The following is a 14,567-nucleotide window of genomic DNA, read 5'->3' as shown; positions in this document are numbered from 1 at the left end:
GTGTATCAAAAATACTCATTCTATATTTGTAATGGATTAAAAAATTAGAAATATGAAAAAATTTATCTTTATACTACTTGTCGCCCTTATATCACTAACAACTAGTTGCGAAAAAGGCTACGTGCCACCAAATGATGATGTCGAGTTGGACAGCATCGGAAATATTTTAGTTGGAACTCTAAATTTCAGCAATGGAATTGTAGTTAATATTAGTGACACTAGCGTATATTCTGAATCATATATGGATATTATTCAAAATGGGAATAATGGATGGGACACAATATATGTCATCAATGTAAACTCAGGAACAAATTTTATTGATGGAAAATATTATAATATTACATTTTCTATGACTTCCTTAAATAAACCTAATCCTGATTTGGTTGGTACATATTTAACTCCTTGGGATGCCACAAATGATAAAATAGGTGAAACAACCATAGAGACATACGATAATTTAAATTTTGGAAATCTGAGAACCTATATAGTTACCAACAATGAACCTGGTACAAACAATACTATTAAACTCAAAAACATCACAACAACGGGAATGAAAGGAACTGTTCAAGGACATTTGAAAGAATTTCAAGATGATCTTGAGGTAGAAGTAGATTTAAAATTTGAAGTTTCTGGAAGTCATTATTCTTATGGAGCTCATTAATTTTCCAACATCCGAAATATTTTATAAATAAGAGGTACTTGAGTATCTCTTATTTTTTTAGCAGATTTAAACTATCTTTGGAGGGAATTAAAATTTATTTTATGACAGTCTATATTAGAGATATAGCTAAAACTCTCGAAGAAATAGCCCCATTAAGCAGTCAGGAAGGCTACGACAACTCAGGACTTATTGTAGGAGATCCACAAGCAGAAGTAAAGTCTGCATTATTAACCTTAGACTGCACAGAAGAAGTGGTTGATGAAGCGATCCAGTTAGGAGCCAATTTAATCATAGCCCACCACCCTATTGTTTTTAAAGGATTAAAAAAACTAAATGGTAAAAACTATGTAGAACGTACTGTTATCAAAGCTATCAAAAATGATATTGCTATTTATGCAGCTCACACCAACCTAGATAATTATCATTTAGGAGTGAATTATGAGATAGCTAATCACTTAGGAATTAAAAACCCAAGCATCCTAGCACCAACACAAAATACGCTTAAAAAACTAGTATTTTATTGCCCTGTAAAGGACGTTGAGAAAGTATCAAAGGCCATTTTTAATGCGGGAGGTGGTAATATTGGTAATTATTCAGAATGTTCTTTTGAAACAAGCGGAGAGGGATATTTTTTACCGAATGAATCTGCAAACCCAAGCATTGGAAAAAATGGAAAAAGAGAAAAAGTAGCAGAAAAACGTGTGGAGATTTTGATCTCTTCCCATAAAGAAAATGCCATAATTCAAGCGATGTTAAAAGCACATCCCTATGAAGAAGTTGCCTATGATCTCTACCCTATAACAAATTTCAATCAAGATGAGGGAGCTGGAATGATTGGAGAGCTAGAAAAAGAAGTGAAAACGGAAATTTTTCTAGGAAATTTGAAAAAAAATTTCAACTGTGGATGTATTCGTCATACAAAATTGACAAAAAAGAAAATAAAAAAAGTAGCTTTTTGTGGAGGCTCAGGAAGTTTTTTATTAGCAGACGCAAAACAACAGAACGCTGATATATACATCACTTCAGACTTTAAATATCATGAATTTTTTGATGCAGAAGATCAAATAATTATCGCAGATATCGGTCATTATGAAAGTGAACAATTTACTTCAAATTTAATTTTGAGTATAATGAGAAAAAATTTTATTAACTTTGCGTTCTATTTAAGTAAGGTAAATACAAACCCAATTAATTATTTTTAGCATTATATGGCAACAAAAACAAAGGCTAAAGCAAGTGAGACAACTGAAAAGGAGGTGAAAGCAGCTGAAAAAGAAGTAAAACCCACTGAGTTAAAAACAAAAAAAACAGCTAGCATTTCAGAGCGTGTTGAAGCATTAGCAAATCTACAAAGAGTAGATTCTGAAATTGATAGAATTATCACAATAAGAGGTGAATTACCTCTAGAAGTCGAAGATCTTGAAGCAAGTATAGAAGGTTTAGAAAAGAAACTAAATCGTTTAAACGAAGAACTGAAAGAAACTGAAACTGAAATCAGTAATAGAAAGAATGAGCAGAAAGATGCTCAAACTGCTATTATTGCATACAAGGAGAAACAAGACAACGTTAGAAATAATAGAGAGTTTGAATCTTTAAGTAAAGAAATTGAATATCAAGAATTAGAAATTCAAGTTCACGATAAGAAAATTAAAGAAGCAAAAGCTCAAATTGAATATAAGAATCAAGAAATCGCTGAAGTTGCTGCTGCAATTGAAGGAAGAAAATCTGATTTAGCTAGTAAAAAAGCAGAATTAGATAACATTATTGCTGAAACAGAAGCTGAAGAAGAAAAATTGAGAGTTAAATCTGATAAAGCAAGAAAGAAATTAGATGATCACCTTCAGATTGCTTATGATAGACTAAGAAAAAATGCTAAAAATGGTTTAGCTGTTGTTCCAGTAGATAGAGATTCTTGCGGTGGATGTTTCAATAGAATTCCACCTCAGAAACAAATCGATATTGAGCAAGAGAAAAAGATTATCGCTTGTGAAAACTGTGGAAGGATCTTAGTTCCTCATCATGTAATGGAAGAAAAGTAATTCCGATAGATGGTTTAAGTCACCACACAAAACAACAAAATATTGTATTTAAACCATACCAACATTCGGTATGGTTTTTTTTTGAAAAATAGAACACATAATGTCACAATCCCCCAGCATACCAAAAGGAACAAGAGATTTTCTTCCTTATCAAGTATATCGTAGAGATTATATCTTTGATACTATCAAAAACATCTTTAAAATATATGGCTTTGCTCCTATTGAAACACCTTCATACGAACTTTCTAGTACTTTATTAGGAAAATACGGTGAAGAGGGCGATAGACTTATATTTCGAATTTTAAATTCGGGCGACAAACTTAAGAAAGCTGATTTTCAAGCAATTCAGGATGATAATTTACCTCGATTCGCAAACTCAATATCAGAAAAAGCATTGCGATACGATTTAACTGTTCCTTTTGCCAGATTTGTTGTTCAACATCAAAATGAAATTAATTTTCCCTTTAAGAGATATCAAATTCAACCTGTATGGAGAGCTGATCGTCCACAAAAAGGAAGATACCAAGAATTTTATCAGTGTGATGCAGATGTTGTCGGGAGTGATTCTTTATTATTTGAAGTCGATTTTGTGCAGATTTTTGATGAGGTACTTTCTAAATTAAAGATCCCCGACTTCACTATACTCATCAATAACCGAAAAATACTCAGTGGAATTGCTGAAATAACCAACGAGGCTGAAAAAATTATTGATATTACTGTTGCTATCGATAAATTAGATAAAATTGGAGAAGAAGGAGTTATCAAAGAATTAGAAGAAAAAGGAGTGAGTGCAATTGCCATTCAGAGAATAGCACCTTTATTTCGTTTAAAAAATGACAACGACCAGACAATTGCATTCATGAAAGATTTCCTTAAGGATAGCAAAGTAGGTTTAGAAGGAATACGTGAACTCGAATTCGTATTAAACAAAACGAAAGAACTGGGTTTACAAACTGCTAAATTATCCTTTGATGTAACACTTGCCCGCGGATTAAATTACTATACAGGAGCCATTTTTGAAGTAAAAGTAAATGGCGTACAGATAGGTTCCATTTGTGGTGGAGGTAGATATGACAACTTAACTGGTTTATTTGGAAAAGAAGGTTTATCAGGAGTCGGTATTTCATTTGGAGCAGATAGAATATACGATGTACTCACCGAATTGAATTTGTTTCCCGAGAATATTTCATCATCATTGGAATTTCTATTTGTGAATTTTGGAGAGAAGGAAGTAGATTATGCGTTAACCATCGCTCGTGAGCTACGGAAATCAGGAAGAATTGTAGAAATATACCCAGATGAAGCAAAATTAAAAAAGCAATTCAAATATGCCGATGATAGAAATACAAAATATACAATTATCATCGGTGAGAATGAGTTAAAAGAAAATACGGTCACATATAAAAATATGATTAGTGGAGAACAAATTACATTACCTAAGAATCAATTTATTAGTCAATTTGCACGCTCATAAATAAAGAACTTACCGTTTACATTTCTTATAGAATCATTTATGTATTTTTTTTATTAATAATACATTAGTTGTTGTTTTTTTTGTACTTTTCCGACACTAAACATGCAAAAAATGAAAACAACACTCCTTTTACTCTCTATAATCTTTATAGGTAATATATCTTATTCTCAAATCAGTATCGATAAAGATGACTTCATAGCTCTTGGAGATTCTGCGGGGGTATTTATTTCTATTTTCCCCTCATTAGATTATCATGCTACAGGTGAAAATATGACATGGGACTTTACGGATCTAACAGAAGAAAGCTATGAAGAAGAAATTCCTAAAAAAATATCTACAGGAGGTGTGTTAGTTAATTTATATTTTGGAAATTTAGCTCCAGCCAAATATAAATCTAGTTATTTCTTACCGTATGACAACGGTCTTCCTATAGAACAAATTGGAACGATATTAGCTAATTTCATGCCTGGTGGACTTGAAATAAAAGGATTTAATAGAATTATAAAAGTCGCCAATGACAAGATTACATATCCTGGTTATAGCCTCGAAGTTGCTGGACAAGGTGTTGGTATCAAAAGTGATACAATAGAATTAGGATACAACCTGCCATTTACTTATGGAGACACCATGGAGTCAAGAGCTTACACTAAATTTTCTTTTGCTCCTATAATTGATCAAGTTAAAATTCTTCAATATAGACAAAAAATAAGTGTTGTAGATGGATACGGAACTCTTGCTACCCCCTATGGGAATTTTGAGGTAGTACGCATTAAACACACTATTACTGAAACAGATTCTGTTAACCTGAAATTAGATAGCTCTACTGATATGTGGTTCCCCATCGACCGTGTTATCAATGAATATGAATGGTGGGGTAAAGATTATAAAAGACCTATCCTAAAAGTTGAAACAGAAGGTGTTTTTGGAAGTGAAATTCCTCGTAAAGTATCACATCTAAATAATAACTATTTACATGTTAACAATGAAACCATGGATATTCGCTTATATCCAAATCCCACTCATGACATAATCAATCTTTCATCAGCTACTGAGCTAGAGAAAGTTTCTATCGTAAATACTCTAGGAGAGTTTGTATATGATAAAATCTGTTCCGGAAAAGAAATCACCTTGGATGTGAGTCAACTTGTCTCTGGAATATATACATTGCAAGTGATTACAAAAAAGGGAACTGTTCACCATCGTATAGTTATAGAATAAATTATATCTTTGCAAAAAGGCAAGTCCGTTTGTCGCTGTTCCGTGTAAACGGAAGAGAGGAAAGTCCGGGCAGCATAGAGCATCGTACTTCCTAACGGGAAGGTCTCGCATTTGCGGGAACAGATAGTGCCACAGAAAACAGGTAGCCTCGTCATGTATATGTTGAGGTCATAGTGAAAAGGTGAGGTAAGAGCTCACCGCTCCGGTGGCGACATTCGGGGGCACGGTAAACCTTACGAGCTGAAAGACCATGTAAACCGAGGCTTGAGGACTGCTCGTCCAACTCGGAGGGTAGGTTGATTGATCCTGATGGTGACATCAGGACTAGATAAATGACAAACTGCTATGAAAATAGTACACAGAACCCGGCTTATGGTTTGCCTTTTTTATTTTATCTTTATGCCATGAGTTTTATAGATGAAAAAATAGAAGAATACACCGAAGAACATATTTCCAAAGAATCAGATGTTTTATATGAATTAAATCGAAAAACCCATCTGAGACTTGCTAACCCTCGTATGCTTTCTGGACATTATCAAGGTCGTTTGTTAAGTATGATTAGTAAATTCATACATCCAAAAAACATCCTCGAAATTGGGACTTACACAGGATATTCTGCACTTTGTTTGGCTGAAGGTTTACAGAAAGATGGTCAACTCATAACCCTTGATGTTAATTACGAATTAGAAGATTTTATACAAGAATATATTGAGAAAGCAGGGATGACAGATAAAATTCAACTTATAATTGGAAATGCCCTAGAGATTATCCCAACACTTTCACAACAATTTGATTTGGTTTTTATCGATGCCGACAAAGCAAATTATATTCATTATTATAATTTGGCAATTGATATCATACCTTCTGGTGGAGTGATTATAGCTGACAATATACTATGGTCAGGAAAAGTTGTGGAGGAAGTGAAATCAAATGATTCAGACACTAAAATATTAAAAGAATTTAATAAAATTGTCCAACAAGATGAGCGTGTAGAAAATATTCTTCTACCTATCAGAGATGGATTGATGATAATACGAAAGAAGTAGCCATGTTAGTAGATTTACGATCAGATACTGTTACAAAGCCTTCTCTAGAAATGAGAGCCTTTATGTTAGCTGCCGAAGTAGGTGATGATGTTTTTCAAGAAGACCCTACAGTTAATGAATTAGAAAGATATAGTGCAAATTATTTTGGCAAAGAAGCCGCCCTTTATTGCACCTCAGGCACACAAACAAATCAAATTGCAATCAATGTCCATTGCAAGCCAGGTGATGAGGTGATATGTTCGGAAGAAGCACATATCTTTTTATATGAAGGAGGAGGTATAGCTAAAAACTCTGGCGCATCTGTTTGTCTTTTACCAGGAGATAGAGGAAGAATCACAGCAACAAACGTAGAAAAAAACATAAAAGATAGTAGTAATCCACATTACCCCTTGACAGCTTTAGTATCTATTGAAGACACCATGAATCGTGGAGGCGGGGCTAAATATGATTTTGAAGAAATTAAAAGGATAAGGGAAGTTTGTTTAAAACATCATATCCCCCTTCATTTAGATGGCGCACGTATTTTCAATGCACTCACTGAAAACGGAATTGAGCCATCAACCTACGCTAGTCAATTTGATACTATCTCTGTATGTCTTTCTAAAGGCTTGGGTGCTCCAGTTGGCTCTCTCCTACTTGGCTCTACAGAATTTATTCAAAAAGCCAGACGTGTACGTAAAGTCATGGGAGGAGGAATGAGACAAGCCGGAATTATTGCTGCTGGAGGTCTCTATGCACTACACAATAATATAGCGCGACTTAAGGAAGACCACCAACATGCGCGTATTCTTGGAGAAGGATTAAGCAGTTTACCTTGGGTAGAAAAAGTACTTTCCGTGGATACGAATATTGTGGTAGCCTACATTACTAAATCAGTTGAAACAAAAAAACTAGTGCATACATTAAAAGAAAGAGGAGTACTTATTTCTGAGTTTGGTGCACAAAGAATCAGATTAGTAACCCATTTGGACATATCACCTGTTGCCGTAGATTATACTTTAGAACAATTCAAGCATTTGTAAGACATGAAACATACATTCTTGATATTATTTTTTCTTTTAATCTTATTTTCTTGCGGAAAAAATGAATCCGTTGTAGTTGATTCATCTAGTTTACTCCCTCAATCTCAAAGTAATTACGTATATGAAGAAGATACTACACATAAAGAAGTCCATTCTTTAGATGAATTTCAAAAAACATTAACTACTACATTTCCCCATATTCAATTTAACAACAGAAATATTCTCACAGATGATAAAGCTATTTTTCTTCCCAATCGGTTGGGATATACAAATAAGAAAGAATATTACTTTACTCTGGACACAATTGCTTTTCATTTTCTCCAATGGGATTATACTGATAGCGCAAAATCCATGAATGCATTCTTTAACTGGTTGGATTGCTTCAATACTGATTGTCGCTCTATACGCATATTGGAAAGAGTAAATGGAAGTAAAAATTCCTTTTTACTAGCTCAAAGCAACCAATCTATTTATTTTTTAGAAAGCAACAATATTGTTGATAGAAAGTCATGGGAAAAGGCCGTGTTTCAACATGATTCTCTCCCATTCAACTATTTAATTTCACAATCAATCCGTGGAAAAATGAAATGGATTATCCCTACTAGATAGCTAGCCTACATAAAATAATTCTTTCAATTTATGGAGTGCCCGAAATGTTTTCACCTTAGCATTATTCTCTGTGATTTTCAATATTTCTCCTATTTCTTTAAAAGAATAGTTCTCAAAGAATCTCAACTTAATTAACTCTAAATCATTTTCCTTTAATTTAGCTAAAGACTGAAATAACTTATTCTTATTCAACACACTGGTCTCTTCTTCAAATACTTGCATAACAGTATACACCTGTACATCGTCAATGCTAATAATTTTTATTGGCTTAATCTCACGATACATTTGATTAACCTCGCTTTTTGCAATACGATATAACCAAGATGCCAAAGGCAAGCCTCTGAATTCGTAACGACTAATATTTTTAATTGCCTTAATAAAGATTTGAGATGTAATATCTCCAGCTAACTGAGAATTATTCGTTTGCTGCAACACATACCGATGAATTTGAGCATAGTACTTTACATACAACGGAGCAAAATTACTAGGGCTTTCTTTAGCCAATCTCACCCACTCTTGCTCTTTATCTAGCATCTGAACAGTATGGTGATACACAGGGTTTATAGCCTTCATGGTTTTAGAGTTTATTATTGATTTAACATGCACACAAAGGGTTTAACATGAATTGTGCCGTTAAAACAATGTTGGTTTATGATTTATAGTTTGAACGTAAGTATATTTTTTTTATTTTGAAAAAACTATTTTTTTAGACTAATAGCAAATATTAGTCGGCTAAATAAAGATTTAGACTATACCAGAAAATATAAAATATACTAAAGAATTTTAGTTACAGAAGAAAGAATACGAATTGTCTAAAGGAATATCACTACAGAAATTCAGATTCTGAGTATAACTTCCTTGACACAATTCCTTCGTAGAGTTCATATTTAAACATCTTGTCTGTGGTGCAATATACACAGGCTTGAATTGTTTTATAGTTACACGTGAAGAGAAAATACCTAATGCTCCATCAACATTAGAGAAAGTTGGTTTAGTTTGAGCCAAAGAAGAAGTTGGTTCATTTGTTAACATATATGTATATAAGTCAGGAGCCCCCGCAGTTAGAATAATTTCCATGGCTGTTAATGTACGTCTATAAACGTTAGGATCATTTGGTATTTTTTTACTTAAATACTCGTAAAAACCTTTCCCTTCTGCTACGATAGTAGGATTTGCACCCGATAAATCTTCATTTTTTACAGTTCCTAAATCCCATAAAAGTGTTTTATCCTCATCCCCACTCAAATTATATTCTTTATAATAAATTTTTAGCTGCATCTTATACAGAGCTCCATCTGCAGATTTATTGAAGCTAATCGGTGTTCCTTTATATCCGTTTTGTTCTACATTGTTATCTGCAAAGTTAAATGATTGATTAGGCTGTGGATATTTAATAGAAATCCCCTTCACTAATTTAGTTTGTCCTGTAATTTTATGATTTCCATTATCAACATCTATCTCTAAACGATAAATAGCATTATCATCTAGATTATTAGATTTAAAATAATATAGTTTTTGTTCAGGTGCATAGAAGGCTCCACTTTCCTTATTAGTAATTGTAGTATCTTTCAATGTCCATGTTCGTGAAACCACTCCGTTTTTAATCTCTTTCACAACAGCTACCACATTATCAAAGTAAGATAATTCAGGTTCCTTAGCGAATTCCATTGCATTCCCTTCTTTCAAGAAAGTTCGGTTTAACTTTAAAAAATGATATTCTTCTCCTTGATCTAATAAGAAGTGTACAACAGCTTTCTCAACATATTCACCATTAACACTAAATTTAGTTTTACATCCAACTAAACATACAATTCCAAGAATCAGTAAGCATATCTTTTTCAACATATATTTTCTTTAAAGACGTAAAACTAACTAAATAATATTGTTTTTATCCTATTTAAGGCCTTTTTTAACATTTTTATGATATGTCAAAAAGACAAATAACATTTGGATACGCTTGGGAATTCATTATTTTTTACCGGAACTTGCAAAATTCTGAATATAATTATACATACCTCCACCTTCATAGCCATAACAACCTACATAACTCCATTCAGGATTAAGCATGTTATAACGATGTCCCCTACTACTAATTCCGCTATCAATCAATAATTGAATTACTAAAGCCCTAGCATTTTTTCTTCCTCCTACAATATTTTCATTTCCTGATAAACCATCACAAAATTTAGAAATTCGAGTAAAAGGGCTGCTACCATCAGATCCAGTATGATCAGAAAACCCTCTTCTTTTACAGTCTTCACCATGTTTTTTGGCAGCATCATACAAACATCTATTAGGTAGAAGTAATGAAGCAGGTTGCATTACTTTTAATTCTTCAATTAATTCATTTCCTGCATCATAAGTTGCTTTTGATAAACCATTTCGATTGGATTCATCAACTAAATAGCGAGCAACAATGCCAGCATAAACTTGAGGATATTGTCTCACAAAGTTTAATTCCTTAATCATTTCCTTATCCATAGCATTAAGTCCGGGTTCATTTGCTGCGGTATTTATTAATTTAAAATCAACCAAAGAACTATCTATCGTCACATTCCATTCAAATTCGTATTTTTTTGTTTCACATGACTTTCCCCATATGAAAGCATACCCCTTAGAATTAATATAAAAGCCAAAATAGGCATCATCCTCATCCAATAAATGAGTGTAGGAATCACACACAAAATATAAAGCTGTTGAATTATAATATCCACTTCCATTACCCGAAGAAAAACCACACATCTTGTTTTTTCCTGCATAAATAGGGTTTAATGATCCATCAATTGTTTGCTTACAGTTTAAAGCTAGGTCTTTATCCCATATCACCAACTTAACCGATTTTGATTTTTCCAAAAGAGGAATGAGTTGGGGTTTGTAGGTATTGATCTCTTCCTTATATTTAGCCAAAAAGGCTTGGGGATTGCTTCTCGCTTCATTGATTAGACTATATACCTCAAGTGCTTTACCTGTTGACTGGGAAAACAAGCATAATGAATGTATCAAGAATACGCAGGCTATAAATACTTTTATTTTTTTCATGGTTAGCATCTTTATAACATATCCTATTATGCAAATATGAGTCCATTTTATTCTAGTCGCTTGATTGTGATTGTTCTTCTTCTATTTAACTATTGTGTATTTATAAAAAATAAATAATTTCAACTATATATGGATTGTATTGAATTTGTAAAAATATAAGCAATAGGATTTATTAAAAGAATAGACCTCGAGAACTTTGGTTCTCGGGGTGACAATTGTAAGGGGGCCACTTTCGGTCGGCAAAGCCGACCGCCTTTCCCATCTATTCATTGTCACCCCTCGATACATTTTTTCTGCGAAAAACCACTCGGACTGACAACCGGATGAATTGTCAGACTGAGTGGTTTTCGACGATAGGAGAAAATTGCATGTCCTGAGCATGCCGAAGGGTATCGAAGACTGACACCACACTCTGTATTTAATTCTAAATGCACGATGGATTCTATTTTTTTTACATATTTTGAGTTTGTCATAAAATGACAGACATTCTTTCAAAGAATCTTTGAAAATTGTATCAAACAAACTAATTTGCATGTTATTAATAAATTCAAATTGTTTTAAGATGAAAAAATATTTTTTAGGATTCATAGCAATAACCTTTATTCTATGCTCATTTACCTTATTAAAACCAACACAAAACGAAGTATTAAACGACAACACACAAGAAATTATCTTTCGCAAGATAAGCTTAGATGAAGCCATTAAACTAGCTAAGAAAGAAAATAAAAAGATCTTCTTATATGCATACACAGACTGGTGTCAACCATGTAAAATGATGCAGAGCACAACCTATAAAGATGCTGAGGTTGCAAAATATTTCAACAGCCATTTTATCAATATGCAGGTGGAAGTAGAAAAAGATGCCAATGGACCAGATATCGCACGACGATTTAATGTAAGGGCACACCCCTGCTTACTATTTGTTAATAGTGATGGCACTTTAAATACTACCATCTTAGGATATTATAAAGGAAAAGACTTGCTTGCTAAAGTAAAAGAGATAAAATAACCTATTTTACTCTATTCATTCCCATAGCTTTTAGCATCCATATTGGTAAAGACTTCTCGGGTTTTCTGTTCTTTAGATTAATATACCAACCTAGCTTTTTCATGACAGGAACTTTATGAGTTTCTACAAACTCTATCCATGCTCCATCTGGGTCTTCAATATAAGAGAATCTACCTCCAGCTTCTCCCATGTCAAAAGTGGCACCTGAATCCACAGTGAATGGAAAACCAGCTGCTTCACATTCTTTTTGAAGAGCATCCATATTTCGGACATCAAAACAAAGGTGAATGAATCCCCAATCTCCCCAGAAACGATCTTGGAATATTTTCTTACAATCCGTACGCTCAATAGCTTGAATCAATTCAATTTTTGTAGGTCCCAACAAAGGTGCAAATGGTCCCTTACGTGTTTCTGGATGTGCCAATAAAACACGTCTCACTTTCTTATCACCCATAGGTAATCCTGAAAAGCAATCAAATGTATCTGTTACATCGTATTCAATTTTAGAATAACCCAAAACATCTGCATATAATTTTATCGATTTCTCAATATCACTCACTCCTATCATGGCACCAGCAACACCGCCTGTCATGCCTGGGAATTTAGTTTTCTGAAATACTGTGAATTCTTGAACAACATTAAAAATATTGCCATTGGGATCTTCTACAAAAAAGTGAGGTTCTCCATGTGGAGTAGTTTTCAAATCTCCTAGTAATTTAGCTCCATTTTGCTTCATATACTCAAAAGACGCTTTCACATCTCTTGATTTGATTCGGCAAATATATAAACCATAATCACCTAATTGAATTTGAAAATCTGCTTTATTAGTAGGGCGACTTGTAAATTGCCAAATTTCAAAACCGCCTCCACCTTCCATAGAAAGCGCAAGTGTAGCGGTACGCGAATGAACAACTCCTCCTGTATATCTCGTCATAAGTGGCGCTTCTGCTGCCTCCTCAAAAATTCGTACATCAACTCCGAAAAACTTACGATACCATTTCCATATTTCTTGTACGTTAGGAACACCTATTCCCATTTGTTGAATACCACAAATTATTTTTCCCATATCAATATTTTGAATGGACAAAGTTAATATACTTTTGGAAATGACGTGAATTAGTTCTTCAGAACAAACGAATAGATTGTACCATTCTCGTTAGATTCTCTTTTATATTCGCCATCTAACTGTTCGGTAAAGATATCTATCAATTTTATGCCAAATGAATTGTTTCTAGGAGCTTCCTTCCAAGTCCCATTATCTGAATAGTTTAGATAGAATACCTGCTCCTTACCTTTATTAATTTTTATAAATATATGCCCATCAGTAGTGAATGCATGCTTTAAGGAATTTGTCACCAACTCATTTATAATGAGTCCTAGAGATGGTATTCTATTTAACTGAACACTATGTAATTCTGATTCTACTTGAAATGTTACTTTCTTGTCTGTTGAATAAGTTGAAATTAAAGTTTCAATTAAGCTATTGATATAATCAACCAAGTCTATCTGAATAAATGATTCTTTTTCATATAGTTTTTGATGTATCAACGACATTGACATGATGCGATTAATGGTGTCTTGGTAACTATTTCTAGCTTCTTCTGTCTCCAAATCATTTGACTGCAATCTAAGCAGACTCACAATAATCTGGAGGTTATTTTTCACACGATGGTGAATCTCTTGTAACAGAAATGTCTTTTCAATATTCTGATTTTCTACTGTAATTTTTTCTGATTTTAATTCTTCTAATGCCTTCTCTGCATAGATTAATGCATATTTATTTAATCTGCCATACTCGAACATCACATACGCCACAATTAATAAAGCGGTAGAATATTCTATTGCATTTCGAATTATAGTATCAATATTCAAAAGCAAGTTAATATCTAAATTATCTTTAAAGAAGAATAAGTAATATATTGAATATACAATTAAACTAGAAATAGCATAAAGGAAGCCCCAGAAATTGCCCAAAATAAAGAAAGAAGCAATAATAATAATCAACATCCAAAAGGACTCCATAAAATGCGTAGTACCTTTCACGGTAAAAATAGAAAAAGTTAAAAGAACCATTATGGCTATAAACAAAGCTCCTAGAATATACTTATACATAGCTCTTCTTCGTCTTCCATATATCCTCAACAGTATCATAGCCATTAAAAGAACAAAAAATCCTCCGAGATAAAATTCGAAAAACTGAGAATCAATAATATATGAAAAAATGGAGAGAATGAAAATAATAGCAGAACACATAATTAGAATTCGCATCACAAAATTGAACTTTGCGAGTTCCTGGTATTCGGAAAAATTTAATTTAACTTCTTTTATGTGTTTCATTCATTTTAGCATTTGCGATTCAAAGATGTAAAATTATTATGAGTAAATAATAAGTCAATTTATCCATATATCAAATAATTAGATAAACCATCTTAAACTCTAGATAAGATACA

Annotated in this window: 14 protein-coding genes and 1 other RNA gene; 10 read left to right on the top strand and 5 right to left on the bottom strand. The window is 33.1% G+C overall.

Translation table 11 applies throughout. The features are described from left to right. The first annotated feature begins 52 nt into the window (after positions 1-52). From M9897_06015 to M9897_05975, 9 genes are all read left to right on the top strand, one after another. Positions 53-661 carry a hypothetical protein gene (locus M9897_06015; GenBank protein MCO5268430.1) on the top strand — a complete coding sequence of 203 codons (609 nt, stop codon included), beginning with the start codon at positions 53-55 and terminating at the stop codon, positions 659-661. A gap of 101 nt (positions 662-762) precedes the next feature. Beyond that, positions 763-1,863, top strand: coding sequence for a Nif3-like dinuclear metal center hexameric protein (locus M9897_06010; protein ID MCO5268429.1), 1,101 nt, complete (start codon positions 763-765; stop codon positions 1,861-1,863). A gap of 6 nt (positions 1,864-1,869) precedes the next feature. Then, positions 1,870-2,700 carry a C4-type zinc ribbon domain-containing protein gene (locus M9897_06005; protein MCO5268428.1) on the top strand — a complete coding sequence of 277 codons (831 nt, stop codon included), beginning with the start codon at positions 1,870-1,872 and terminating at the stop codon, positions 2,698-2,700. Positions 2,701-2,800: 100 nt separating this feature from the next. Further along, complete coding sequence (gene hisS, locus M9897_06000) at positions 2,801-4,174, top strand: histidine--tRNA ligase (GenBank protein MCO5268427.1); 1,374 nt, start codon at positions 2,801-2,803, stop codon at positions 4,172-4,174. A gap of 111 nt (positions 4,175-4,285) precedes the next feature. After that, positions 4,286-5,392 (top strand): T9SS type A sorting domain-containing protein, encoded by a 1,107-nt coding sequence (locus M9897_05995; GenBank protein ID MCO5268426.1) that lies wholly within the window; start codon positions 4,286-4,288, stop codon positions 5,390-5,392. Positions 5,393-5,408: 16 nt separating this feature from the next. Continuing rightward, an RNA gene (rnpB, locus tag M9897_05990) (RNase P RNA component class A) lies at positions 5,409-5,780 on the top strand. Positions 5,781-5,796: 16 nt separating this feature from the next. Beyond that, entirely contained in the window at positions 5,797-6,438 is a 642-nt protein-coding gene (locus M9897_05985; GenBank protein MCO5268425.1) for a class I SAM-dependent methyltransferase, read from the top strand. 2 nt (positions 6,439-6,440) lie between these two features. Continuing rightward, complete coding sequence (locus M9897_05980; GenBank protein MCO5268424.1) at positions 6,441-7,460, top strand: aminotransferase class I/II-fold pyridoxal phosphate-dependent enzyme; 1,020 nt, start codon at positions 6,441-6,443, stop codon at positions 7,458-7,460. A 3-nt stretch (positions 7,461-7,463) separates the two neighbouring features. Continuing rightward, complete coding sequence (locus M9897_05975) at positions 7,464-8,069, top strand: hypothetical protein (GenBank protein ID MCO5268423.1); 606 nt, start codon at positions 7,464-7,466, stop codon at positions 8,067-8,069. Here the strand turns inward: M9897_05975 and M9897_05970 are convergent, their stop codons facing one another. The 3 genes from M9897_05970 to M9897_05960 form a co-directional block, all read right to left on the bottom strand. After that, on the bottom strand, positions 8,070-8,642 hold the full coding sequence (locus M9897_05970; protein ID MCO5268422.1) for a sigma-70 family RNA polymerase sigma factor: 573 nt from the start codon (positions 8,640-8,642) through the stop codon (positions 8,070-8,072). It abuts the gene before it with no gap. A gap of 210 nt (positions 8,643-8,852) precedes the next feature. Continuing rightward, positions 8,853-9,914 carry a DUF4249 domain-containing protein gene (locus M9897_05965; protein ID MCO5268421.1) on the bottom strand — a complete coding sequence of 354 codons (1,062 nt, stop codon included), beginning with the start codon at positions 9,912-9,914 and terminating at the stop codon, positions 8,853-8,855. Positions 9,915-10,037: 123 nt separating this feature from the next. Next, positions 10,038-11,108: a CAP domain-containing protein gene (locus tag M9897_05960; GenBank protein MCO5268420.1), complete on the bottom strand. Its 1,071-nt coding sequence runs from the start codon at positions 11,106-11,108 to the stop codon at positions 10,038-10,040. Between the two features lie 562 nt (positions 11,109-11,670). Here M9897_05960 and M9897_05955 point away from each other — a divergent pair. Continuing rightward, positions 11,671-12,117 carry a DUF255 domain-containing protein gene (locus M9897_05955; protein MCO5268419.1) on the top strand — a complete coding sequence of 149 codons (447 nt, stop codon included), beginning with the start codon at positions 11,671-11,673 and terminating at the stop codon, positions 12,115-12,117. A 1-nt stretch (position 12,118) separates the two neighbouring features. Here M9897_05955 and M9897_05950 read toward each other — a convergent pair whose 3' ends face one another. Beyond that, positions 12,119-13,183 (bottom strand): VOC family protein, encoded by a 1,065-nt coding sequence (locus tag M9897_05950; GenBank protein MCO5268418.1) that lies wholly within the window; start codon positions 13,181-13,183, stop codon positions 12,119-12,121. 50 nt (positions 13,184-13,233) lie between these two features. Next, positions 13,234-14,454 carry a sensor histidine kinase gene (locus tag M9897_05945; GenBank protein ID MCO5268417.1) on the bottom strand — a complete coding sequence of 407 codons (1,221 nt, stop codon included), beginning with the start codon at positions 14,452-14,454 and terminating at the stop codon, positions 13,234-13,236. Positions 14,455-14,567: the final 113 nt, after the last annotated feature.

The organism is Brumimicrobium sp. (assembly GCA_023957385.1).
Lineage (GTDB): Bacteria > Bacteroidota > Bacteroidia > Flavobacteriales_D > Crocinitomicaceae > Brumimicrobium.
This window is presented reverse-complemented; position numbering and strand designations above follow the sequence as displayed.

Bases quoted from the DNA above. Each gene is read 5' to 3' on its own strand.
- hisS (MCO5268427.1), top strand. From the start codon at position 2,801: ATGTCACAATCCCCCAGCATACCAAAAGGAACAAGAGATTTTCTTCCT.
- M9897_06010 (MCO5268429.1), top strand. From the start codon at position 763: ATGACAGTCTATATTAGAGATATAGCTAAAACTCTCGAAGAAATAGCC.
- M9897_05965 (MCO5268421.1), bottom strand. From the start codon at position 9,914: ATGTTGAAAAAGATATGCTTACTGATTCTTGGAATTGTATGTTTAGTT.
- M9897_05980 (MCO5268424.1), top strand. From the start codon at position 6,441: ATGTTAGTAGATTTACGATCAGATACTGTTACAAAGCCTTCTCTAGAA.
- M9897_05945 (MCO5268417.1), bottom strand. From the start codon at position 14,454: ATGAAACACATAAAAGAAGTTAAATTAAATTTTTCCGAATACCAGGAA.
- M9897_05960 (MCO5268420.1), bottom strand. From the start codon at position 11,108: ATGAAAAAAATAAAAGTATTTATAGCCTGCGTATTCTTGATACATTCA.
- M9897_05995 (MCO5268426.1), top strand. From the start codon at position 4,286: ATGAAAACAACACTCCTTTTACTCTCTATAATCTTTATAGGTAATATA.
- M9897_05985 (MCO5268425.1), top strand. From the start codon at position 5,797: ATGAGTTTTATAGATGAAAAAATAGAAGAATACACCGAAGAACATATT.
- M9897_05970 (MCO5268422.1), bottom strand. From the start codon at position 8,642: ATGAAGGCTATAAACCCTGTGTATCACCATACTGTTCAGATGCTAGAT.
- M9897_05955 (MCO5268419.1), top strand. From the start codon at position 11,671: ATGAAAAAATATTTTTTAGGATTCATAGCAATAACCTTTATTCTATGC.
- M9897_06005 (MCO5268428.1), top strand. From the start codon at position 1,870: ATGGCAACAAAAACAAAGGCTAAAGCAAGTGAGACAACTGAAAAGGAG.
- M9897_05950 (MCO5268418.1), bottom strand. From the start codon at position 13,183: ATGGGAAAAATAATTTGTGGTATTCAACAAATGGGAATAGGTGTTCCT.
- M9897_06015 (MCO5268430.1), top strand. From the start codon at position 53: ATGAAAAAATTTATCTTTATACTACTTGTCGCCCTTATATCACTAACA.
- M9897_05975 (MCO5268423.1), top strand. From the start codon at position 7,464: ATGAAACATACATTCTTGATATTATTTTTTCTTTTAATCTTATTTTCT.